The 22,370-nt window shown below is 55.4% G+C and carries 18 protein-coding genes and 1 tRNA gene; 14 read left to right on the top strand and 5 right to left on the bottom strand.

Going from position 1 to position 22,370, the window contains the following annotated elements; translation table 11 throughout:
• On the top strand, nt 1-993 hold a 993-nt coding region (locus IEN85_RS10245; protein WP_191616998.1), incomplete at its 5' end, for a pre-peptidase C-terminal domain-containing protein.
• A 132-nt stretch (nt 994-1,125) separates the two neighbouring features.
• On the opposite strand, the gene IEN85_RS10250 is transcribed toward IEN85_RS10245, so the two are convergent.
• Nucleotides 1,126-1,689 carry a flagellin gene (locus IEN85_RS10250; protein WP_224772560.1) on the bottom strand — a complete coding sequence of 188 codons (564 nt, stop codon included), beginning with the start codon at nt 1,687-1,689 and terminating at the stop codon, nt 1,126-1,128.
• A 297-nt stretch (nt 1,690-1,986) separates the two neighbouring features.
• Here IEN85_RS10250 and hsdR point away from each other — a divergent pair, with 297 nt between their 5' ends.
• From hsdR to IEN85_RS10280, 6 genes are all read left to right on the top strand, one after another.
• Nucleotides 1,987-4,335 carry an EcoAI/FtnUII family type I restriction enzme subunit R gene (gene hsdR / locus IEN85_RS10255; protein WP_191617000.1) on the top strand — a complete coding sequence of 783 codons (2,349 nt, stop codon included), beginning with the start codon at nt 1,987-1,989 and terminating at the stop codon, nt 4,333-4,335.
• A 27-nt stretch (nt 4,336-4,362) separates the two neighbouring features.
• On the top strand, nt 4,363-5,865 hold the full coding sequence (locus tag IEN85_RS10260; protein ID WP_191617001.1) for a type I restriction-modification system subunit M: 1,503 nt from the start codon (nt 4,363-4,365) through the stop codon (nt 5,863-5,865).
• Nucleotides 5,865-7,112 (top strand): restriction endonuclease subunit S, encoded by a 1,248-nt coding sequence (locus tag IEN85_RS10265; protein WP_191617002.1) that lies wholly within the window; start codon nt 5,865-5,867, stop codon nt 7,110-7,112. Before IEN85_RS10260 ends, IEN85_RS10265 begins: the two co-directional genes overlap by 1 nt.
• A gap of 36 nt (nt 7,113-7,148) precedes the next feature.
• A protein-coding gene (locus tag IEN85_RS10270) for an IS5 family transposase (protein WP_224772561.1) occupies nt 7,149-7,939 on the top strand; the annotation gives its coding sequence in 2 pieces (ribosomal slippage) (nt 7,149-7,440 and nt 7,440-7,939; 792 coding nt in all).
• Nucleotides 7,940-8,768: 829 nt separating this feature from the next.
• Entirely contained in the window at nt 8,769-8,984 is a 216-nt protein-coding gene (locus IEN85_RS10275) for a hypothetical protein (RefSeq protein WP_191617003.1), read from the top strand.
• Between the two features lie 189 nt (nt 8,985-9,173).
• A complete protein-coding gene (locus tag IEN85_RS10280) occupies nt 9,174-9,575 on the top strand; it encodes a helix-turn-helix domain-containing protein (protein WP_191617004.1) in 402 nt (133 codons plus the stop codon).
• A 3-nt stretch (nt 9,576-9,578) separates the two neighbouring features.
• On the opposite strand, the gene IEN85_RS10285 is transcribed toward IEN85_RS10280, so the two are convergent.
• Together IEN85_RS10285 and IEN85_RS10290 are read right to left on the bottom strand one after the other, a co-directional pair.
• The gene (locus IEN85_RS10285; protein WP_191617005.1) at nt 9,579-10,880 is read right to left on the bottom strand and encodes a site-specific integrase; all 1,302 of its coding nucleotides are present in this window, start codon (nt 10,878-10,880) and stop codon (nt 9,579-9,581) included.
• A 185-nt stretch (nt 10,881-11,065) separates the two neighbouring features.
• A tRNA-Gln gene (locus IEN85_RS10290) sits at nt 11,066-11,139 on the bottom strand.
• A 130-nt stretch (nt 11,140-11,269) separates the two neighbouring features.
• Here IEN85_RS10290 and IEN85_RS10295 point away from each other — a divergent pair.
• Complete coding sequence (locus IEN85_RS10295) at nt 11,270-11,800, top strand: NUDIX hydrolase (protein ID WP_191617006.1); 531 nt, start codon at nt 11,270-11,272, stop codon at nt 11,798-11,800.
• Nucleotides 11,801-11,872: 72 nt separating this feature from the next.
• Here the strand turns inward: IEN85_RS10295 and IEN85_RS10300 are convergent, their stop codons facing one another.
• Both IEN85_RS10300 and IEN85_RS10305 read right to left on the bottom strand, forming a co-directional pair.
• Entirely contained in the window at nt 11,873-12,781 is a 909-nt protein-coding gene (locus IEN85_RS10300) for an endonuclease/exonuclease/phosphatase family protein (protein ID WP_191617007.1), read from the bottom strand.
• A 1-nt stretch (nt 12,782) separates the two neighbouring features.
• Nucleotides 12,783-14,036 carry a M48 family metallopeptidase gene (locus IEN85_RS10305; RefSeq protein ID WP_191617008.1) on the bottom strand — a complete coding sequence of 418 codons (1,254 nt, stop codon included), beginning with the start codon at nt 14,034-14,036 and terminating at the stop codon, nt 12,783-12,785.
• A 130-nt stretch (nt 14,037-14,166) separates the two neighbouring features.
• Here IEN85_RS10305 and xseB point away from each other — a divergent pair, with 130 nt between their 5' ends.
• From xseB to IEN85_RS10335, 6 genes are all read left to right on the top strand, one after another.
• Complete coding sequence (gene xseB / locus IEN85_RS10310) at nt 14,167-14,412, top strand: exodeoxyribonuclease VII small subunit (RefSeq protein ID WP_191617009.1); 246 nt, start codon at nt 14,167-14,169, stop codon at nt 14,410-14,412.
• A 73-nt stretch (nt 14,413-14,485) separates the two neighbouring features.
• Nucleotides 14,486-16,414 (top strand): 1-deoxy-D-xylulose-5-phosphate synthase, encoded by a 1,929-nt coding sequence (gene dxs / locus IEN85_RS10315; protein WP_191617010.1) that lies wholly within the window; start codon nt 14,486-14,488, stop codon nt 16,412-16,414.
• Between the two features lie 373 nt (nt 16,415-16,787).
• Nucleotides 16,788-17,663 (top strand): DUF1295 domain-containing protein, encoded by an 876-nt coding sequence (locus tag IEN85_RS10320; RefSeq protein ID WP_191617011.1) that lies wholly within the window; start codon nt 16,788-16,790, stop codon nt 17,661-17,663.
• Nucleotides 17,664-17,770: 107 nt separating this feature from the next.
• Nucleotides 17,771-18,868, top strand: coding sequence for a family 20 glycosylhydrolase (locus tag IEN85_RS10325; protein ID WP_191617012.1), 1,098 nt, complete (start codon nt 17,771-17,773; stop codon nt 18,866-18,868).
• Between the two features lie 6 nt (nt 18,869-18,874).
• Nucleotides 18,875-20,059 carry a heparan-alpha-glucosaminide N-acetyltransferase domain-containing protein gene (locus IEN85_RS10330; protein ID WP_191617013.1) on the top strand — a complete coding sequence of 395 codons (1,185 nt, stop codon included), beginning with the start codon at nt 18,875-18,877 and terminating at the stop codon, nt 20,057-20,059.
• A 117-nt stretch (nt 20,060-20,176) separates the two neighbouring features.
• Entirely contained in the window at nt 20,177-22,264 is a 2,088-nt protein-coding gene (locus tag IEN85_RS10335) for a glycoside hydrolase family 52 protein (protein ID WP_191617014.1), read from the top strand.
• Nucleotides 22,265-22,370 lie beyond the last annotated feature (106 nt).

Below are 22,370 nucleotides of genomic sequence, written 5' to 3' on the forward strand. Positions count from 1 at the left end.
CCCATCGACATAAGCTTCGCCAGAACGGGCGGAAGCATTTCACCGCTGCTGAACGTATTCGCCCCCGACGGCACTTTCGTCACGGGGGACTCGGACAGCGACAACGCCAAGGTCTTCCTCTACGCCGAGCAAGCAGGAACCTACGTGGTGGCCGTCGAGAACGGAGACAACGTGTTCCCGGAGCTCTCGGGAACCTACGACCTCTACTACTCCAACATGCTCGAGGAGTTCACCATTTCCGAAGGCGACGAGGGAGGCCCCTTGCAGAACGGGGCGAGAACCTCCGGCGCCATCGACACCGGCGACGTAGACCTGTGGACCTTCGAGGCGCAGGTCGGAGATCCCATCAACATAAGCTTCGCTGAAATCGGCGGAAACTTCTCGCCCTACGTCATCGTCTTCAATCCAGACGGAACCACCGCTGGATGGGATTCGGATAGCAGCAATGCAAGGGTGTTCCTCGAAGCCGAGCAAGCCGGCAAATACGTCGTCTCCGTCGAAAATGGCAACGCCAACGCTCCTGAACTCACCGGCACCTACAAGCTCAACTACTTCAACAATCGTTCAAACGTTGGGTATGTAGGATTTATTTTGAGCGAAGGCTACCCACTACGAGATTCCGGCTTTCAAGATGACCTCAACAGAGACGGGCTCTCAAACGGCTTAGCTTACGCACTTGGGATGTCGCTAGTTGAGACCTTGAACGATTATAGCCCAATCATAAAGTTCTCTGAGACTTACTCAGTCCCAGTATTGGAGCTCCAACTACCGGAGCAACGCCCCCTCGACATCACCTACAAGGTGGAATTCAGCACAGACCTGACTAGCTCATGGGCTCCGCTAGCGACATTGGACCCCGCTGTGGCATCCTGGCACCTAAATCACGAAAGTGCATTGATTGAGGCAGATGGCGACATCGTTCGAATCGGATTAAGGAACGACCAACAGATTGAAGGCGACCTCTTCCTGAGGCTTGTCGTCAGTCTTGAATGACAGCGAAAAAGCCGCAACCCGCCCCCGTTTCCATATTTCAAATACTAATTGCACTTCTTGCGAAGTAGTCTTCCCGATTGGAACGCTTACTCTTGGCAGAGAAAATTACCAGGCTGACCAGAATCTAGAACCCTACGCGACCAGCTTCAGCGCGATTTGAACGGATGCGTTCGCTTGCCCCAGCATCGCCGAGCCTGCTTGCACGAGGATGTTCGCTCTCGCTAACTGCGTTGACTCCTCGGCTACATCAACATCCACGATTCGGCTATTCGCTTCCTTCAGGTTCGTTTCATTCGTCGTAAGCTGTTTGGAGGCGAATTCGAAGCGGCTCCGCTTCGCTCCATTGTCTGCTCGGAAGTTTGCTACCTCTTCCAGAGCGCCTCCTACAGTATCCAATGCAACGGAATCGAGGTCGGTTGCATCAGCCAGATTTCCGAAATTCGTCTTCGTACTCTCAGTTACCGTAACCGTTTCTGAACCGGGAGTAGTGGTCGTATTTATGATTGTAGTTGAGGCGGGTGAAACCGAAGTTGGAGTGTAAATACCGGTGTATTGAGTCCCGTAAAAGCTATCGATGGTAAGTTCGTAATCCTCGTCGCCAAAGGTCGTCAGGGTTATCGGACCATCCAAATCAGGTAGCCCATTCGAACCGTATCCAATGCGTTCTCTATGAGGCCCGCCGTTCGCTGAGTCCAAACGAAAAAGAGCAACATTGTAATCGCTGTTAAAACTAATCTCCAGCTTGTGCCGATTGGTGTCGCCAGGCACGACCGAAAAAGCTTCCCGGTCACCAATTTTGATCAAGAGACCGCCGGTCGGGCTATCGCTCGTGAAATGGAAGCCGACATTACCCCCCAGCCTCAGAAATCCTCTGCCACACCCCATTTGCTAGATTCGATTTTCTTCACATCGAAGAAATCGCTCCTACGTAAAAACCCTTAGCTCGCCAAAGCGTTCTATCTCCGCCACTTGTACAGTCCCTGACCTCCACCCATGGATCCGAAAGAGAAAAAGGAACTCAGCGAAATAGACATCTGCGACCTCTTCATCACACCCGCAATCCTCAAGGCGGGGTGGGATCAGCCGAAACAAGTGCGCCGAGAAGTTACCCTCACTCCCGGTCCCGTTATCGTCAGGGGCAACCTCTCTTCACGGAACAAGAAGAAAAAGAAATTCGCCGATTACGTCCTGCAATGGGAAACAGGCGTCCCTATCGCCATCGTCGAAGCCAAGGACAACAACCACAGCGTTAGCCACGGCATGCAGCAGGCACTCGGCTACACTGAGATCCTAGATCTTCCGAGTGCGTTTAGCTCAAATGGAGACGCCTTTGCCTCGCACAACAAAGTCCCTGAAGACGGCGAAGACATCGAGTGCGAATTCCCGCTCGATTCCTTCCCTCCACCACAGGAGCTCTGGAAACGCTATAAAAAACACCGCAACATCGAAGACGACGAGGAAGCGCTCGTTCTCGAACCGTACTACGAGGACGGCAGCGGCAAATCTCCTCGTTACTACCAAGCGGAAGCGATCAATCGTACCATCGAAGCCGTTGCCAAAGGCCAGAGACGACTCTTGCTCGTCATGGCCACCGGCACCGGAAAGACCTACACCACCTTCCAAATCATCTGGCGACTCTGGAAGTCGAAACAAGCCAAACGCATCCTCTTCCTCGTCGACCGAAATATCCTCGCCGACCAAACGCTGGTAAACGACTTCAAGCCATTCGGCTCGGTCATGACGAAGATCAAAAACCGCAAGATCGACCCGGCCTACGAAGTCTACCTCGGCCTCTACCAAGCCCTCACCGGTCCCGACGAAGAAGATAAGATCTTCAAATCCGTATCCCGCGACTTCTTCGATCTCATCGTCATCGACGAGTGTCACCGCGGCTCCGCCTCCGAAGACTCCGCCTGGCGCGAGATTCTCGACTACTTTTCCTCGGCCATCCAGCTCGGCCTTACAGCCACCCCTAAGGAGACTAAGTACACCTCCAACATCACTTACTTCGGCGACCCCATCTACACCTACACCCTCAAGCAAGGAATAGAAGACGGCTTCCTCGCTCCGTACAAGGTCGTCCGGTACGACCTCGACAAAGACCTCATCGGTTGGACCCCGCCCCCCGGCATGACCGATGACCTCGGCAAAGAGATCGAGCGTCGCGAATACAACCAGAAGGACATGGACCGAATCCTAGTCCTCAACCAACGCACCAAGCTCGTCGCCACGTGCGTCATGAAGCTCCTCCGAGCCACCGACCCCTTCTCCAAAACCATCATCTTCTGCGACGACATCGATCACGCCGAACGTATGCGCGTCGCCATTACAAACGCCGCTGGCAAGCTCGCCATCGACAATCCCAAGTACGTCATGCGCATCACCGGCGACAGCGTCGAGGGCAAGGCCGAGCTCGACAATTTCATAGACCCGGAGTCCAAGTTCCCCGTCATTGCCACCACCTCCGAACTCCTCACCACCGGAGTCGACGCCAAGACCTGCAAGCTTATCGTCCTCGATAAGAACATCACCTCTATGACGACCTTTAAGCAGATCGTCGGTCGTGGAACGCGCATCGAAGAGGAACAAGGCAAGTTCTTCTTCACGGTCATGGATTTCAAACGGGCCACCAATCTCTTTGAAGACCCCGAATTCGACGGAGCTCCCGTCGTTATCTACGAGCCAGGAAACGACGACGATCCCGTTCCCCCAGATCCCAAACCCGAACCCGGCGAAATCGTCGACGAGGAGCCGGGCGACTACGGAGCCAAGAAAATCCGCGTCAGCGGAGTCGACGTGAAGATCCTCTCCAAGCGGGTTTCCTACCTTGGAGAAGACGGCAAGCTCATCACCGAGTCCTACCGTGACTACAGCCGCAAGCACATCCGCGAAGAGTACGCGTCCCTCGACGAATTCATAACCACCTGGAACACCGCCAAGAAAAAGGCGGCCATCGTCAAAGAGCTCGAAGAATATGGCATCGAGCTCCCCAAGCTTGCCGAAGAAGTCGGCAAAGACTACGGCGACTTCGACCTCATCTGCCACATAGCCTACGACCAGCCGCCTCTCACCCGCAAAGAACGGGCAAATAAGGTCAAAAAACGAAACTACTTCGCCAAGTACGGCGAGCAAGTCCGAGCCGTCCTCGAAGCCCTCCTGGACAAGTACGCCGATGAAGGCGTACTCACCATCGAAAGTCCCAAGGTTTTTAAGCTGACACCCTTCGACAAGATAGGCACCCCAGTCGAAATCATAAACGACGTGTTCGGCGGCAAAGCCAAGTACGAGACCGCCCTCCAAGAACTCGAGCGCGAACTCTTCGATCAAGAAACTTCAGCTTAAACACCTCCAAATTTCCACTTTTCCCGAATGAGCAACATCTCCGGCATCATCAAATCCATCCAAGACATCATGCGAAAAGACGTCGGCGTCGACGGCGACGCCCAACGCATCTCACAGCTCGTATGGATGTTCTTCCTCAAGATCTACGACGATCGCGAACTGGAAATCGAAACTCTCGCGGACGATGGAGACGACTATAAATCCCCGCTCCCCGAACACCTCCGCTGGCGTAACTGGGCTGCCAACCCCGAAGGCGACACCGGCGAAGAGCTAGCCAAGTTCATCAACGATCAGCTCTTCCCCACCCTCAAGGACAAACTCGTCCTCGAGGGCCCCACCGGCAAACGCGCTCAAGTCGTCCGCAATGTATTCGAAGATGCCTACAACTACATGAAGTCAGGCACCCTCATCCGCCAAGTCATCAACAAGATTTGCGAGATCGACTTCAACAACACCGCCGACCGCCACACCTTCGGCTCCATCTACGAGCAAATCCTCAAAGACCTCCAGTCCGCCGGAAACGCCGGCGAGTTCTACACCCCACGCGCCGTCACCCAGTTCATCGTCGACCGAGTCGACCCGCAGCTCAAAGAGACCGTGCTCGACCCCGCCTGCGGCACCGGCGGCTTCCTCACTTGCGCCATCGACCACAAACGCAGCTGCTACGTCAAAAACGCCAAGCACGAGGAAACCCTCGTCGCCAGCATCTACGGCGTCGAAAAGAAAGCCCTGCCCCACATGCTCTGCACCACCAACATGATCCTGCACGGCATCGACACCCCCACTCAGATCGAGCACGGCAACATGCTCAGCCGCCGCGCCTACGTCGACTACGGCGAAAAAGACCGCAAGCACGTCATCATCACCAATCCCCCCTTCGGAGGCACCGAAGAAGACGGCGTCGAAAACCAATTCCCCGCCACCTACCGCACCCGCGAGACCGCCGACCTCTTCATGGCCCTCGTCATCAAGCTCCTCAAAAACGACGGCCGCGCTGCCGTCGTCCTCCCCGACGGCTTCCTCTTCGGCGAAGGCATGAAAACCCGCCTCAAGCAGGACCTCCTGGAGAAGTGCCACCTCCACACCATCGTCCGCCTGCCCAACAACGTCTTCGCCCCCTACACCGGCATCAAGACCAACATCCTCTTCTTCACCAAAAAGCCCGAGAGCCAGCAACCCGCCACCCAGGAAATCTGGTACTACGAGCACCCCTACCCCGAAGGCGTCACCAGCTACAATAAAACCAAGCCCATGCGCTTCGAAGAGTTCCAGACCGAGCGCGACTGGTGGGGCACCGAAGCCGATGGCTTCAAAACCCGCGTCGAAACCGAACAAGCCTGGAAAGTCGATATCGACGAAATTGTCGCCCGTAATTACAATTTGGATATATCAAATCCCCACGTCGGCGAGCAAATCACCCACGACCCCGAAGAATTGCTTTCTGAATACAAACAACAGCAAGACGAAATCCAATCCCTCCGCGACCAACTCAAGGCCATCCTCACCGACGCTCTAGCCGGAAACAAATAATGCCCGTCGCCGAGCAACTCATCACCGACCACCTCGACACTTGGTCGTCCACCGTCAAACCCAAGTCCTCAGCCGGCCGCGGCAAAAGCAACGGCAAGCAAGAGCTCTACGGCATCAAAAAACTGCGCGAGCTGATTCTGGAGCTCGCCGTTCGAGGACTGCTAGTTCCGCAGGATCCGAACGATGAACCAGCGTCGGAGCTTTTGAAGCGAATAATTGATGAGAAAGCCAAGCTAGTTAGGGATGGAAAAATCAAGAAGCAAAAGAAGCTTCCGCCGATCGAAACCGATGTAGAAACACAAACACCCATTGGTTGGACTCGTTCACGGTTGGGAAATTTAGTTAACCTAATCTCCGGTCAACATCTCAAAGGAAATGAGTACTTTGATTCTGAAGTTGAAAGTTCAATACCTTACCTAACCGGACCTGCTGAGTTTGGAGAGAAGTACCCCACTCCAACCAGGTACACGAGGGAAAGGCGATCCGTAGCAAGTACGGATGATATACTCATAACCTGCAAAGGATCCGGAGTCGGAAAACTCAACTACGCTGATCGTGAGATTTTCATAAGCCGCCAACTCATGGCGATTCAGCCTGTAGTAATCAGTTCTGATTTTCTGATGCTACTAGCAAAAAGCCTAAACTCACATTTCAGAGCAAACATCGTGGGAATAGCGATACCGGGTATTTCCAGAGAGGATGTGCTTGAAGCAGTGATTTCACTCCCTCCCCTCGCGGAGCAACACCGCATCGTCGCCAAAGTCGATGAGCTCATGGTGCTTTGCGACCAACTCGAAGGGCAACAAGCCAATCACCTCGAAGCGCATCAAACGCTCGTTCAAACCCTCCTCAGCGCCTTAACTGCGTCCAGCGACGCCACGGCATTCACCGCCGCTTGGACCCGCATTCAAGCCAACTTCGACACCCTCTTCACCACCGAAAGCAGCATCGACCAACTCAAACAAACCATCCTCCAGCTCTCCGTCATGGGCAAACTCGTCCCCCAAGACCCCAACGACGAACCCGCCAGTGAACTCCTCAAAAAAATCGCCACTGAAAAAGCCGCCCTTATCAAATCCTGCAAAATAAAAAAGCAAAGAAAACTCCCCGCACTGGCTTCCGAGGAAAAAAGGCACGACATTCCGCATGAATGGATATGGTGCCGACTTACCGATGCTTATGACGTCAGAGACTGTCCAATAAGTCGCAAAACGGGTATTTTTTTCGGTTCTCACGCACTTTGTTAGCGCTTTTTCCAAAATCCTTCCTACTATAGGGAGTCGATGGAAAAAGATTCATATCCAAGCGACCTGTCTGACAACGAATGGAGCGTAGTTGAACCCCTGATACCGGGGCCTTCCAAGCTCGGCCGTCCCCCGCGTTACGACAAGAGGCACGTGCTCGACGGGATCTTCTACGTGGTCCGAAGCGGTATCGCATGGCGGATGATGCCCAAGGATCTGCCGCCTTGGCGGATTTGCTACCACTACTTCTCGAAATGGAAGGACGAGGGGATCTGGCTGAAGCTCCACGAGGAGCTTCGCGGGTTCGTTCGCTACCGCAGCGGTAAAAAAAAGCTCCAACTGCCGCGATCATCGACGCGCAAAGCGTGCGAGCTGCTGGCCACCCCGGCCTTCGCGGATATGATGCAGGAAAGAAGGTTAAGGGAATCAAGCGACATCTACTCGTGGACACGCTTGGACTCGTGCTTGTCTGCGTGGTCCACTCGGCGTCGATCCAGGACCGGGACGGAGCTCGACTGGTCCTAGCGAAACTGGAGACGGCCTTCGGGTGGATACGCAAGGTTTGGGCCGACGGCGGGTACGCCGGAAAGCTGGTCCAATGGGTATCCGAAATCTCCAGACACCGGAAAGTCGAGCTGGAAATTATCCGTCGCAGCGACAAGGCTGAGGGCTTCAAGCTGCTGCCACGTCGCTGGGTAGTCGAGCGGACCTTCGCTTGGCTCTCGCAGCAGGGCAGACTGGTTGTGGATCGCGAGACCAAAATCTGCTCTTCGGAAGCTATGATACACTTGGCAATGATAAGGCTCATGGTCAGAAGACTCGCAATTTAGGACTTATTGGACAGTCTCTTGGCGTGAATTCTAGAGAAGACCAGAGAATCCTGAATGAGCTGAACAAAGTTCAAATAGGACTATCACATTCGCTTAGCATTTTGACTCTATTTAAAGGCTTCTCTTCGGGCCCGAAGGGCGCAGTCCGGGCCATTAGAGTTGCCAGGGAGTCAATTTCGGAAATTTCGCAAAAATGCGATGGAGAGCAAACCCTCCAAGATTGTCCAAGAACTCAACCGGACACCGACATCGAACCGGCCGAGGAATCGAATGACAAGCAACTTAAGAAACGGTTTTCCATGAAGCTGAAAACCCTTGATTCTATGCTTTGCGAATTGGAGTCAGGGTTCTTGAATCCATGTACAGAGGGATTGAATCGAGGGCTATCCGGAGCAATCAGGCTTCTTGAGGAGCTGAGAGTGGAAGCTCGATTACTAGCCGAACTAAACGTTCTCACTCCTGCGAAAGATACCATTTCGGACTCTATACCCCAGAAGGAGCATGGACAGGATCAATCCAGCAATGGGCCCAGCTTCGAACTATAAACCCTCTAGATTTGGAGATTTAGTAATTCACGTCATATAACCTGTTATGACCAATGACCTAAAAACCCTTAAGGAGCGAGAGAAGGATTTAGAAGAGCAGCGATCGCAGCTTAAGGCCAAAACCGACCAGTCTGCCTACATTGCATCACGGCGACTAATGCGGAAGCGGATCAAGTTCCTCCACGAAATTATGAGGCAACCCGAATCGACTACTTACCACTGCATCAACCAAATCTTTTGGTACTACGAAAACGTAGCACGACAATACAACACAAAGAAATAACATGAAAAAAGACCCAGATAAAAAGCTGAAGGAACTGAATAGTCAGATTCGAAAGGTCAAAAAGCAGATCGCCTACGAGAAGCTCGAGAGCCTCGCTGGATTTGCTCAAGCACTCATCGATGGCAAGCTGGACCAGATCCGAAATCACGATACAGAGCAATTGAGAGAGATACACAAAACCCTCTCTATACTCTTTGGACCAGGCCAAGATGCATAGCGACGGTAACTATTCGTCCGTTCTAAAAACCCTGACGACTCGTCGTCGGGGTTTCTCTGTTTTTGTGGGGATTTCGATGCGATCGGTGCCACTCAGGGAGTCTTTATACTGCATATAAAACCTCCTAATTATTAAAATAAACAGCCTAAACCGCTACCGCAAAACCCTAAAAGCTCCAGCAGGATATTCATGGCTAACAAGCATGAATATAACAAAAACCCTGAACACGACCAAATGTCGTCTAACGCCAATGAGGATCGTTTCGATGCGAATGAAGAGCATCCCTCTCCTGAGGACTCTCGACCGCTTCCACCACTAGGCTTAGACGATTTACAGAGGCAGATTCTAGAGCTCCATGAAAAGATGGATGAGGCGATTAGGATAATGAGTACGATAGCACTGAATTCAAATTCCGATGGAGACCTGATCGACCTCAAGCAAGCCATCAAAGTGCTGGGAATAAGCCGAAGCACTGTTACACGACGTGCGAAGAAAGGCGACCTTCCGGCTCGAAGGGTTAAACGCAATAAATACTACAAGTGGTACTTCTCGAAAAAGGAAATTGAAGAGTATCTGGAAGATTGCTACTAGAAGCTAATTTGAGATCCCAAGCACGGCACTCGGGGTGAGTGAAAAGAACCCAACTGAATCCTCAGTATCGTGTATATCGCCTAAATAGTTATCCTTTGCGACTTTCATCGAATGGCCAAGCTGGGAGGTGTACTCAGACTCCGTGATCCCCTCTAAGTTCCAGAGAAAAGTCGCAAAGGTATGACGAAAAACATCATTCCACTTCTTATCTTTCTGCCTCTCTTCGTCCATTACGGCGATCCTGTAATATTTGGCGTCCCTAGCATATCGCCGGTCCGAAACGCAAAGCGGAAGGTTTTTCTCTTTTATATACTTTAACCATTCCAGCACATTAGGACGGATCGTTACATTGCGCCTCTCGGCTGTTTTTGTTCCAACTTGACCGTCGCAAACGATGATCCCTTTGCTGAGCTGTATGTGCTTAACCCATACAGCCTCGTCTCCTAGGCTCTTGTATTCTTGAGGTAGCTCCTTGCTTTCCTTCGGTCCCGGTTGCCCTCGCTGCATGCGCCCGAGGGCTTGAATTTCATGAGGTCGAAGCCCGCAGTATGTACCCAATATGAATATCCCTAACCATTCTCCAGCGGTTCCTTCTCTGACCCTGAAATCCACAAGCCGCCTCAACGCCATTCCAACCTCGTCGACATGCAGAATTGTTGGCGCTGCTGTCCTTGCCTGCTTGAAGATCATCCCCTTCTTCGACTCAAACTCGAATTCGTCTAAGATTTTGCGGCGCAAGATCGGACTCTTTCGCCCAGGGTTGCTTTCATAATCAAGTAGTTCTCGGAGCAGCACATAGATTTTGTACCGCATCCCCTCAGGCTGATCCCTCACGTAGCGCAGCAAGTCGCCGGATCCCAAATTTCGAACTCTTCGGTTCCCTAAGGACTCTTTCAGCTTTTCGAGCCGCGGGGTGATCGCAGCCATTGAGCTTTTCTTGAGCCCAGATCCTTCTTTGTACTTTTTGAAATCTTCAATCGCCGCTGAAAACAAAAGAGAACCTGCAGGATTGTAGGTAGAGCGGAAATGCTTCATGATCTCCCTAACCGTGACCCCTTCCCAGTCTAGGTTATCGATTTCGTGGAAAAGCCAGACGGCGATTTCATGCTGCGCGGCCGTCAAAGTCCCCTTGCCCTTCCTTGCAGCCCTCTTGCGTTTGGCCTCCTGCTTTTTTTGTTCTTCCTCCGCTTTGGCTCTCGTCTTAAATTTCAAGCGGCGTTGCTTGATCACGCCATCGACCAAAACGTGGAAATCGCATATGAACCTACCTGACTGCTTGTCCGGATAGACAGACGGTTTCTTCATTCGCTTGGGTGGAGTACGCCTCGACATTACCCATAGCAGTGTGTAAGAATGTGTAGATTACGACATAAAACGACCCAATTTGACCGTATTTTTGAGCGCTGCGAAACCTATTAAGGCACAAAAAAGACGCCCAGAGGCGTCTTTCTTTCATTCTTAAATCACCTTTCCTCAATAACTTAGAAAAGTGGCAGCCTCGCAGGGACTCGAACCCCGACAGAAGGAACCAGAAACCTTAGTGCTACCATTACACCACGAGGCTGTCAGATGAAGAGACGCACGTTACGGGGGTCGTTTCCGAAATCAATGAAAATGCGCGAAATTTCTTCCGCGACCGCAAAGAGCAGACTGAAGGCTTGCGGTCGTCGCCGCCCTTGCTTCCCCTCGGGCCCGTGAGCAACAAACCCGTCCTAGACCATTTCCAGTTTTGCCCTTCCTGTGGCTCCCAGGCAATCTCCCTGATCGAGGGAAAACGGGTGGAATGTCCGGATTGCTCCTTCATGCTCTACTACAATCCGACCTGCTCCGCCGGAGCACTCATCTTCGACCGAGATGGAAAGCTGCTCGTAGTGGAGCGGGCGAATGAGCCGAGCAAGGGAAAATACGGCATTCCCGGCGGCTTCACGGACCTCGGGGAACGCCTGGAGGAAGTTGCCGTACGGGAGACCAAGGAGGAAACGAACCTAGACATTCACTCGGTGCGCTTCTTCGCCTCCTTTCCAAATACCTACACTTACCGCGGCGTGAGCTATGCGGTGACCGACACCTACTTTCTAGCTCAAGTTGACACTTTCGACGGTATCGAAGCCCAAGCAGGCGAAGTGACGGGCTTGCACCTAGTGATTCCCGAAAAGGTGCCGCAGGAGCAATGGGCCTTCGACTCCTTGCGCAAAGTGATCGCCAAGTATCTCGCAGAGCGGTGACACGATTCAGGCGGGGGCGACTGCGATTTTGATCAGTCCTCCACGGACAACGTGGAAGTCGTCCCTCCTGGTTTACTTGGACTTCAAATCAGTCCAGACGAGGCGGTGGTCGCTGCCCTCGTAGTAGTCTTCCAGGTCCACAATCCCGCTTTGCGTTTCAAAAGCGCTTCTCAGGCCCGGCGATGCGAGCATGTAGTCGAGAAGCGAATACTCGCCTCCCTTCTTGTAGTAATGGGTCCAAATCAAGCCGCTATTGTCTCGGGCGTCCAGAATCTCCGCGATCTGCAGATCGCCGCGAACGAGAAAGCGACGCACGGGGCTGGAGTTGCGGTGGTCGTTCAAGTCGCCAACAATCAGGAGGGGCGTCGCGCTCGGGTCCGGAAACAGGTGCAGGATTCGTTCGCGCGCCGCGTGGGCTTCCTTGGTCCGTCGCAGAGTCGACTGCGGGTCTCTCCGGTCAGTCGTGTATTTGCTTTTCAAATGCAGTACGAAGAGCTGGATCGATCCGGCACCGCCCAGCTGTACGTCCAGCTGAAGCATCCCTCGCTTCACTCGCATCGACTCTCCGAACAGCTCGAAATCGAGGTCGTCATGTTCAACGACGTTTGCCGATACGCGTTCATTCCAGAGCGCTCCCACTCGCCTGACCTCGTCGCCGGCTTCCAGTATGTGGGATGATTTGTAATACAGTCCGGCCTGCTCCAAATCGTCTCGCAACTCCTCCAATTCCGCCGCGGAGCCAATCTCCTGCAGCGCCAATAGATCCGGCGAGGCAGCGAGGATCGCCTCCCGCACAACCGTCTTTTCAGACTCCGGTTTGGGGTAATCCAATCGAAATTGACCGTCCACGAGACGATCCATGGAGAGGTAGTTACGAATATTGTAGGTGGCGATTCGATACGTTTCCGGTTTCGCCTGGCAATAAAGGGCGACCGCTAGGGCCAGCAGGCAGAAAACGAAGCTAAATCGCCACTGCCCCATTTTAGGACCGAGCGCCCTCGCCTGCCATGGCTGCCTCGCGTTCCAGCAAGGTGGGGTGCGAATAGTGAAAGCCGCTGTAGGCCGGATGCGGCTGGAGGTTGCTCAGGTTCTTTTCGCTCAGGCTCCGCAGCGCGTTGCTCAACGGTTTCCAATCGCCAACCACGTCCCGTGCAAAGGCGTCCGCTTCGTATTCATGCTTCCGCGACAGGATGTTGAAAAGCGGGGTCATCCAGAAAGTGAAAAGTCCGCCCACGAGTCCGAACAGCAGGAAGGCTATCCCGATACTGGTCTGCTCGAAACCAAATCCATGGAAAAATGCTTCGTTGTTGGCCAGATAGCCGATAATCCAAAATCCGGCGAACATCATGGCCGCGGAACTGGCGATCATCTTGGGAATGTGGCCCTTCTTGTAATGCCCGATCTCGTGGGCCAGCACCGCTTCAATTTCCTCTTCGCCGAGCTGCTCGATCAACGTATCATAAAGTACGATACGGCGAAATTTTCCGAAGCCGGTGAAGTAGGCGTTGGAGTGGGCCGAACGCTTGCTGCCGTCAATCACCTGGATGGCGTTGCACTTGAACCCCGCCTTGTCGGACATGGCCATCAGCCGGGAACGCAGCGGCCCATCTTCCAGCGGAGTCAGCTTGTTGAAGAGCGGAATGATCAACATTGGATAGAGCACCATCATGACCAGCTGGAAACCGAACATGATGCCGAAACCCCAAATCCACCAGGAATCGCCCAGCCAGCCCACCAGGCTGATTAAAAGCCAAAGCAGCGGAAATCCGATAACCAAGCCCACCAAGGTCCCCTTGATCTTGTCGCCGATCCAAAGCCCCTTGGTGCTGCGATTGAAGCCGAAGCGCTCCTCGATCTTGAACTGTTCCCAGTACTCCAAGGGCAATCCAGGCAAGCTCAGGGCCATCATCACCACCACGAGAAACAAGGCCGAGCTCCAGGAGGCATCTCCAAAGGTCGAGCTCCAAGCCTCAAAAGCCTGCGGCAAGACTCCGCTGAGGATCACCACCGCCAGGATCGCAGCGTCAAGCAGCAGGCCGATAGTGCCGAACTTGCTTTTCACCAGAGTGTACTCGTTAGCCTTCTGGAACTTTTCCTCGCTCATGATTCCCTCCAAGGCGGGGGGCATGGATTTCGCGTTTTTGGCGACTTGAGCCCGATTGAGGGCGTCAAGGACGAGTTCGGCCAGCAGCTTGGCCGCCAGTGCGATCACAAAAACCGTTTCGAGCAGGGTCATATCCACCAACCTTCCCAACAGCCGCCAGCCTGTCGAGCGCTGATTTCGCCTAATGCCGACAGCTGCCAATTCGCGGAATTGCTGCTTTCATTTCCTTGAATCACAAGAGCTTCCTTCCATAGTCCCCTGCGTGAGCGCCAAGAAACAGGACATGATCAAGACCTTCGAGGAGGGTCTCGAAAAACTGGAGACCATCGTTAGCGAGATGGAGGACTCCAAACTACCACTTGAAACCTTGATCACCCACTACGAAAAAGGAAACAAGCTGCTGGCCCAGTGCGACCTAAAGCTCAAGGAGGCCGAGAAGAAGATCGAAATTCTCAAGGCCAAAGCCGAGTCCGGAGCTCATTTCGAGGAACTCGAAGCCGAGCAATAGCCAGACGGCCGATCAAAGTGTTGGACAAGCGAAGCGTATTCCCTTCAGTTTCGCCCCCTTTCCCTCTTCCATTTTGAACGACGACACACAGAACACCGCTCCCGGCGATGCCTACCCGCTCCTCAGCAAGATCCAGGGCGCCGCGGAACTGCGAGAATTGAACGCTGCGCAGCTTGAGCAGCTAGCCCAAGAAATCCGCGACCGGCTGATCCAGGTAACCTCCGTCAACGGCGGCCACCTCGGACCGAACCTGGGCGTCGTGGAGCTGAGCATCGCCCTTCACCTCGTCTTCAACACGCCGCAGGACCAGTTCGTTTTCGACACCTCGCACCAAGGCTACGTGCACAAGCTGCTCACTGGCCGCAACGGCCCGGAATTCGAGGGGATCCGCAGCTCTTCGGGCTTGAGCGGGTTCCTTTCCCGCGACGAGAGCGAACACGACGCTTTCGGAGCCGGACATGCCGGCACGGCCCTGTCCGCAGCCCTCGGCATGGCAACTGCCCGCGACGCCCTGAACTCCAAGGACCACGTAGTCGCCGTTTGCGGCGACGCCGCCTTCACTTGCGGCATCACCATGGAAGCCTTGAACAACGTAGCGGAGTCGACCAAGCGCCTCATCATCGTTCTCAACGACAACGAGTGGTCCATCGCCAAGAACGTAGGAGCCATTTCGCGCTACCTCAACGAGCTCATCACCAACCCCATCTATAACCGCCTACACCACGACTTCGGCTCCTTCCTGAAAAACGTGCCCGGCGGCGACCAGTTGATAAAGCTCGGCAAGACCGCCGAGAAGGGCTGGAAGAGCATGATGGTGCCCTCCTCCCTCTTCGAGAAGTACGGCGTGCGCTACCTTGGCCCCATCGACGGCCACGATCTGCCCCTGCTCAAACGCTACCTGGAATTCGCCCGCGATTCCGACGAGCCGGTCATCGTGCACGTCGTCACCAAAAAGGGCAAAGGTTACAAGCCGGCCATCGACTTCCCCGAGCGCTTCCACGGCACGAGCCCTTTCGCGATCGATTCCGGCAAGTCCAACGGCGGCGGCAAGCCGACACCGCCCAACTACCAGGACGTTTTCGGCAAAGCCATGGTCAAGTTCGCCCAGGCGGACAAGAAGATCGTCGGAATTACCGGAGCCATGCCCTCCGGCACTGGACTGATTCACCTCAGCAACGAAGTTCCGGACCAATTCTACGACGTCGGCATCGCGGAAGAGCACGCCGTGCTCTTCGCCGCCGGCATGGCAACGCGTGGACTGCGCCCGGTCTGCGGCATCTACAGCACCTTCCTGCAACGCGCCTTCGACCAGATCATCCACGACGTCTGCCTGCAAAAACTTCCGGTCGTCTTCTGCATGGACCGAGCGGGACTTTCGCCCAACGACGGAGCAACCCACCACGGCCTCTTCGACATCGCCTACCTCCGCATGGTACCCAACCTGATCGCCATGCAGCCGAAGGACGAGGACGAGCTAGTCGACATGATGCAGACCGCCCTCTCCCAAGACTTGCCAGCTTTCATCCGCTACCCTCGAGGGGCCGGAGAAGGGGTCGCCATCAAGGACGAAGCTCGCACGCTCCCCATCGGCAAAGCAGAAATCCTTGCCGACGGACGCGATGTGGTAATCTGGGCCCTCGGCCCCATGATCAAAGACGCCCGCAGAATCAAGGAGACCTTGGAAGCCGAAGACGGCCTCAGCGTCGCCATCGTCAATGCTCGTTTCGTCAAGCCACTCGACACCGAGCTGCTCCTCTCGCAGGCGAAGCAATGCAAGCTGCTCGTAACCATGGAAGACGGCATCAAGTCCGGAGGCTTCGGCAGCGCCGTGGCGGAAACCCTATCGGACGAAGGCGTTTCCACCCCGCTAGCGCGCATCGCCTGGCCTGACGAGTTCGTAGGTCATGGCGACAGCGTATCCGATTTGCGGGCACGCCATGGACTGTCTCCGGAGCAAATGCTCAAGGACGTTCGCTCAAAGTTGAAAACCGTTTCCGCCTAAGAGGTGGTGCGGCTTCTCCGAAGACGCATATAGCCAGTCCATTTCCACGAGTCGTTTTCGAAGAAACCGACCCACCTTCAAAATGAGACTCTCTGCCGAGCGTCTCGTTCGCGGGAGCGTCTCGCCTCGAGCAACATCTGGTCCGCCTTGGCGATCAAGGCAAAATCCGGTGGGTTGAAGTTATTCCACTTCGAGTCGCATGGTGTCCTTTTGTTTCTCGGATGGATTGGAGTGGGCAGAAAAGGACAGTGAACCTTGCATAGCAGTCGCGGCGCCAATTGCCTGAAGGACCAGTCGACGCATCGGGCGAGCCCCTGTGGCCGCCTTCAAACACGAATCTGGCTCGTCCCCACTGAAGACTGCACCTACTCCCATGAACAAAGAGGAAAAATCGTCCCTACTTGGAATACCGCTGATCTTGCTGGTCGGACTCGCATTCGCTTTGGCCGGCTCCAACGGGAACTTGCAGACGTCAAGCGGCGAGTTCCATCCCTTCGCCATCGCGGTTGGCATCGCTTTCGCCTTGCAGTGGCTCGCCTTCGTGCCGGCTTTTATTTGGCAGACGGAGCGCTACTTCGACCTTGTCGGCAGCTTGAGCTACATCAGCGTAACCCTTTTAGCCTACCTCACGGCTGCGAGCCAAGGGCCACGCTCCACCTTGCTGCTGGCTTTGATTCTCATTTGGGCGGGGCGCCTTGGCTGGTTCCTTTTTTCCCGTATCCACAAAAGCGGGAAGGACGGTCGCTTCGACGCGATGAAACCTTCCTTCATTCGCTTCGGGGCAGCTTGGACCTTGCAAGGGCTCTGGATCACTTTCACGGCGGCCGCTGGGCTGGCCTCCATCGCATCGCCTCGGGCCCCTGAGCTCGACGGATTCGCGATCGCCGGAGGACTGGTTTGGCTAGCCGGATTTTCCGTGGAGGCGATCGCCGACTGGCAAAAGAAGCAATTCAAGAGCGACCCGAAAAACGAAGGGCAATTCATCCAAGAGGGACTCTGGTCGCGATCTCGGCATCCGAACTACTTCGGAGAAATCGTGCTCTGGAGCGGGATCGCCTTGATCGCCTTCCCCTCGCTTGAGGGCTGGGAACACGGCACCCTCCTATCCCCTGTCTTCGTAGCCATCCTGCTCTGCAAGGTGAGTGGAATACCGCTTCTGGAGGAACGCTCCGACAAGAAGTGGGGCGGCCAAGAGGATTACGAAAACTACAAGCGCAACACCCCCGTGCTGGTGCCCAAGCTCTGGTAGAGCGAGCCCCTCTGACCGATAATCGGTTTGGTCAAAATCAGGATCAAGTTTGGCAAATCGGGCAATTTCTGTTTCTGCTACCATAGCGAACCCTACCCCACTACGCTATGACGACGCCCCGATTGCTTTTGGCGCTATTCGCCCTTGTCCATTTCACCGCTTCGCTCCTTTCCCAAGCTGCGGAGCTTCCCGTGCGCGGACTCAGTATTCGGGCGCCCGATACGAATCAAGCCGAACGTTTCGTCGCCTTCATCGAGGATGAACTCGCGCCCCGGAAAATAAACCTGCTGGTCCTCCGGGTAGACTACCGCTTCGACTACCAAAGCCACCCAGAGCTCGCCAGCGAAACGCCGCTTACCTTGCCACAGGTGAAAAAGATCGTGGCCGTGGCCCGCGAGAATGGCATTCGTCTCGTTCCGCAAATCAATCTGCTCGGGCACCAATCTTGGCACAGCACCCTCGGACGCTTGCTCACGGTATATCCAGAATTCGATGAAACGCCCCAGATAAAACTGCCAGAGCCCGGTACCTACAAGTGGCCCAACGAAGACGGACTCTACTGCAAAAGCTACTGCCCGCAGCATCCAGACTTGCATGAAATCGTCTTCGCCTTGATCGACGAGATTACGGAAGCCTTTGAAGCCGATGCCTTTCACGCGGGGCTCGACGAGGTTTTCTACATCGGGCACGAGCAGTGTCCGCGCTGCGCGGGCCAGGACAAGGCAGAGCTCTTCGCCGGAGAGGTTCGCAAGCTGCGCGACCACCTCGCGAAAACGGGCAAAGAGCTCTGGATGTGGGGCGACCGTCTACTCGACGCAGAAACCACTGGGCTAGGGATGTGGGAAGCCAGCGACAACGACACCCATCGCGCCGTCGACTTGATTCCCAAAGACGTTGTCATCTGCGACTGGCACTACGAGCGAGCGGAACAGACTCCCGCCTACTTCGCCCTGAAGGGCTTCGACGTGCTCGCCTGCCCTTGGAACAAGCCGGAGGTCGCCCGCGCCCAACTGCGGCAAGCGATCGACTTTCGCCGCCACTCCAATCCTCGCTTGGCCGACCGGCATCGCGGCATTCTTCATACCTACTGGTCGAGCGCGGAGAGATTCATGGACCTCTACGAATCCCCAGGAGACGCTGACGAGCGGACGCTAGGCCCCATCAAGGTTTTGAGGGAGATATTCCCCAAGGCTGTCGCAGAGTAAAGCCGTATGGAAAACCGGATACGATCCATCGACGCGTTCCGAGCGCTCACCATGCTGCTCATGGTGTGGGTCAACGACTTTTGGAGCCTGTCGAACGTGCCAAGCTGGCTGCTCCACGTTTCAGCCGATACCGATGGCATGGGGTTCTCCGACATCATTTTTCCGGTGTTCCTGTTCATCGTCGGATTGTCCATTCCCTTCGCGCTGCAAGCCCGTGCCCAGCGGGGCGAAAACCTCCTGCAGGTCTGCAAACACATAGCAGCCCGTTCTGCCGCCCTGATCCTCATGGGCGTCTTGATGGTCAATCTGGAGAATTACGACACCGAGGCTGCCCTCCTGCCCAAAATGGCATGGCAGCTCACAATGGTCGCCGCCTTTATTCTCATCTGGAATTCGTATCCAAAATCCGATAGCTGGAAAACGAAAGCGCGCGCCCTTCGGGCGTTCGGCTGGGCCCTCATCGTCGTCCTCCTCTACACGTTCCGCAGCGCCCCCGCGAATGGATACAATTGGATCGAGCCTCATTGGTGGGGAATTTTAGGCCTTATCGGCTGGTCCTACCTGATCTGCTCGCTATACACGCTTTTCGCCTCTCAAAACATTGCCTCGGTTCTCGTCGGTTGGCTGGCCTTGTCCCTGTTCAATATCGCATGGTTAGCGGGCTGGCTCGACGCGCTGGCTCCCCTCAAGGACTACGTTTGGATCGTAGGCGACGGCTCGCTTCCCGCGCTCACCCTGTGCGGCTGCTTGCTATCCCTTATCTACCTGCACTACCGAGGCAGGGCTTCCTTGGCTCGCTTCTACGCCTGCGCCGTTTCAATCGGCTGCGCATGCATCCTGGTCGGCTTCCTGCTGCGCCCATTGGGAGGCATATCGAAAATCCACGCCACCCCATCCTGGACCCAGATCTGCGCCGGCATCGCTATCCTGAGCTTCACTGCGATCTACTGGATCGTCGACCAGCAGCGCCTTAAGGCTTGGTACACAATCATTGCTCCAGCTGGATCCGCGACCCTCACGTGCTACTTGCTGCCCTATTTAGCTTATCCGCTGCTCGAGCTTGCCGGGCTAAGCCTACCAGAGGTCGCCACCTCAGGCCTCCTCGGCCTTATGAAGTCGCTCGCGTTCGCCTTCGCAATCGTCTGGGCAACGGGCGGACTCAATCGTTGCGGCGTAAAGCTCGGCGTCTAGGACGGGCCGCGCCTGAAGTCCAGGCCATGGCATTCCAGCAGTCTTAGGCAAGACTGACTCACGACTTTACCAATCGAGAATTAGGCCTAGGGTGACCGCTCGCTAACTTCTCAAGACATGATACCAGAAAACCCATCCTTTCACGCCCATCACTCTCCCGTGGGGGCTCTCGCATCCTTCACCTGCGGAGCCCATGGAGCCAAAGGAGGCATGGGCCTCGAGCTATCTGGCCCCTACCAGGGAGATATTTCGGTCGGCTACCAAGATGCGGCTGGAACCCTGAACTTGCTTCCCCTCTTCGCCGACAACGACTCCTCCGAGTCGGAAAGGTACGTGGAAGGCTCCCTTCAAGCCGCTAGGCCTCAACGCGTGCTTAAGGACGTCACGCGCGAATACCTGTGGGCCACGGACCGTATTTCCGCGCCGGGCGTCACCTTTGAAATCGTCACTCCATTCTTCGCCATTCCCGACCCGAAGTATGCGACTCCCACCGAACTCGCCTTCGCAAGCTGCCCTGTCGTGCAGGTTTCCGTGACCTTCAAGAACGATGGAACCGAAGGGATCCGAGGCATCTTCGCCCTCGGCATCGACCACCGCTGGAGCAGCCTAGGCGAGCGAACCAACGGAACGCTGACCGGCGCCATGAGTCGGGAAGAGATCGGCTTCGCTACCCAAAACGAGGAAGCGAGCTGCTGGATGGACTTCGACCCGCTCTCGGCCCTCAACCGTAAACACTCGACTGCGGAGTTCCTGCTCGGCCCCACGGCAGGCCTGGAGATCTACGTTCCGCCCGGCGAGGAACGAACCCTGGAGATAACGCTCGGCTTCTTCAAGGCGGGAACCGCGACCTACAACCGGGCGATGTCGTACTACTACACGCAACACTTCACAAACCTGTCTCAAGTTCTTGAATACGGGATAGCCTGCCGCGAAGAGTACCTCGAGCTCGCTCGCGAGCGGGACGAGGAACTCGCCAGCTCGAAGCTCAACGACGAGCAAAAGTTCCTTATCGCCCATGCCACCCGCAGCTACTACGGATCGACGCAGTGGCTTTGGGACGGCAGCCAATCGGTTTGGGTCGTCAACGAAGGAGAGTACCTCATGATGAACACCTTCGACCTCACCGTCGACATGCTGTTCTTCGAAATGCGCTTCAACCCTTGGACGGTGCGCAACGAACTCGAGCAATTCGTGAACCGCTACTCCTTCTACGACGAGGTTTTCGACCCAGCGGATCCCGAAACCCTCTACCCTGGCGGCATTTCCTTCACCCACGACATGGGCGTCATGAACCATTGGAGCCCGGCGACCCGTAGCTCCTACGAGGTCGGAGGGCTCGACCGAGCCTGCTTCTCGCACATGACCTGCGAGCAATTGACCAACTGGGTGCTCTGCGCAGGCGCTTACCTATCCAAAACGCACGACGAGGAATTCCTTCGCCGCTACCGGCACATTCTCGTCGAATGCTTCACCTCCCTGCAAAACCGCGACCATCACGACCCCGCCCAACGCGACGGGATCATGAGCCTGGAATCATCGCGCACCCAGGGCGGCGGCGAGATCACCACTTACGATTCGCTCGACCACTCGCTCGGGCAATCACGACGCAACATCTACCTTGGCGGCAAGATGTGGGCCTCCTACGTGGCGCTCGAAAAGCTCTTCGAGCTCTCGGAGCTCGACGAGCTATCCAAGGAAGCCCGAGAGGCAGCGTCCCTCGCAGCCAAGACCTTGACCGAAGGTTACGATCCAAATCTTGGATACATTCCGGCTGTACTGGAAGAAGGCAATACCAGCGCCATCATTCCAGCCATCGAAGCCCTCGTCTATCCCTACTTTATGGGCCTGAGCGAGGTGACCAGCGAGCAGGGCCCCTACGGCGATTACATCAAGACGCTCAAGAAGCACTTGAAGCATGTTATCGACACGGGCATCTGCCTCTACGAGGACGGAGGCTGGAAGCTCTCCTCCTCCGCCGACAACTCTTGGATGTCGAAGATCAACCTCTGCCAATTCGTCGCTCGCGAGATTCTCGGCTTCGACTTCGGAAAGGGACAGTTCGAGGCTGACCGAGCACACGCCCGCTGGGAGCGCGAAGGGTCCAAGCTTTCCGCTTGCTCGGACCAATTCCGTTCCGGCGTCGCTCACGGCTCGCTCTACTACCCGCGTATCGTCACCAACATACTCTGGCTGCGGGAGCAGTAGAGCTGCTGCCAAACCAGTCGACGCAGCGCTTTAACACGGTCCTATTGGTAAAATAACAATCTAAAACCAGCGGCGGCGGCGTTTCGAGGCGGCGAATATTGAAAAG

It is taken from the genome of Pelagicoccus enzymogenes, assembly GCF_014803405.1.
Lineage (GTDB): Bacteria > Verrucomicrobiota > Verrucomicrobiia > Opitutales > Opitutaceae > Pelagicoccus > Pelagicoccus enzymogenes.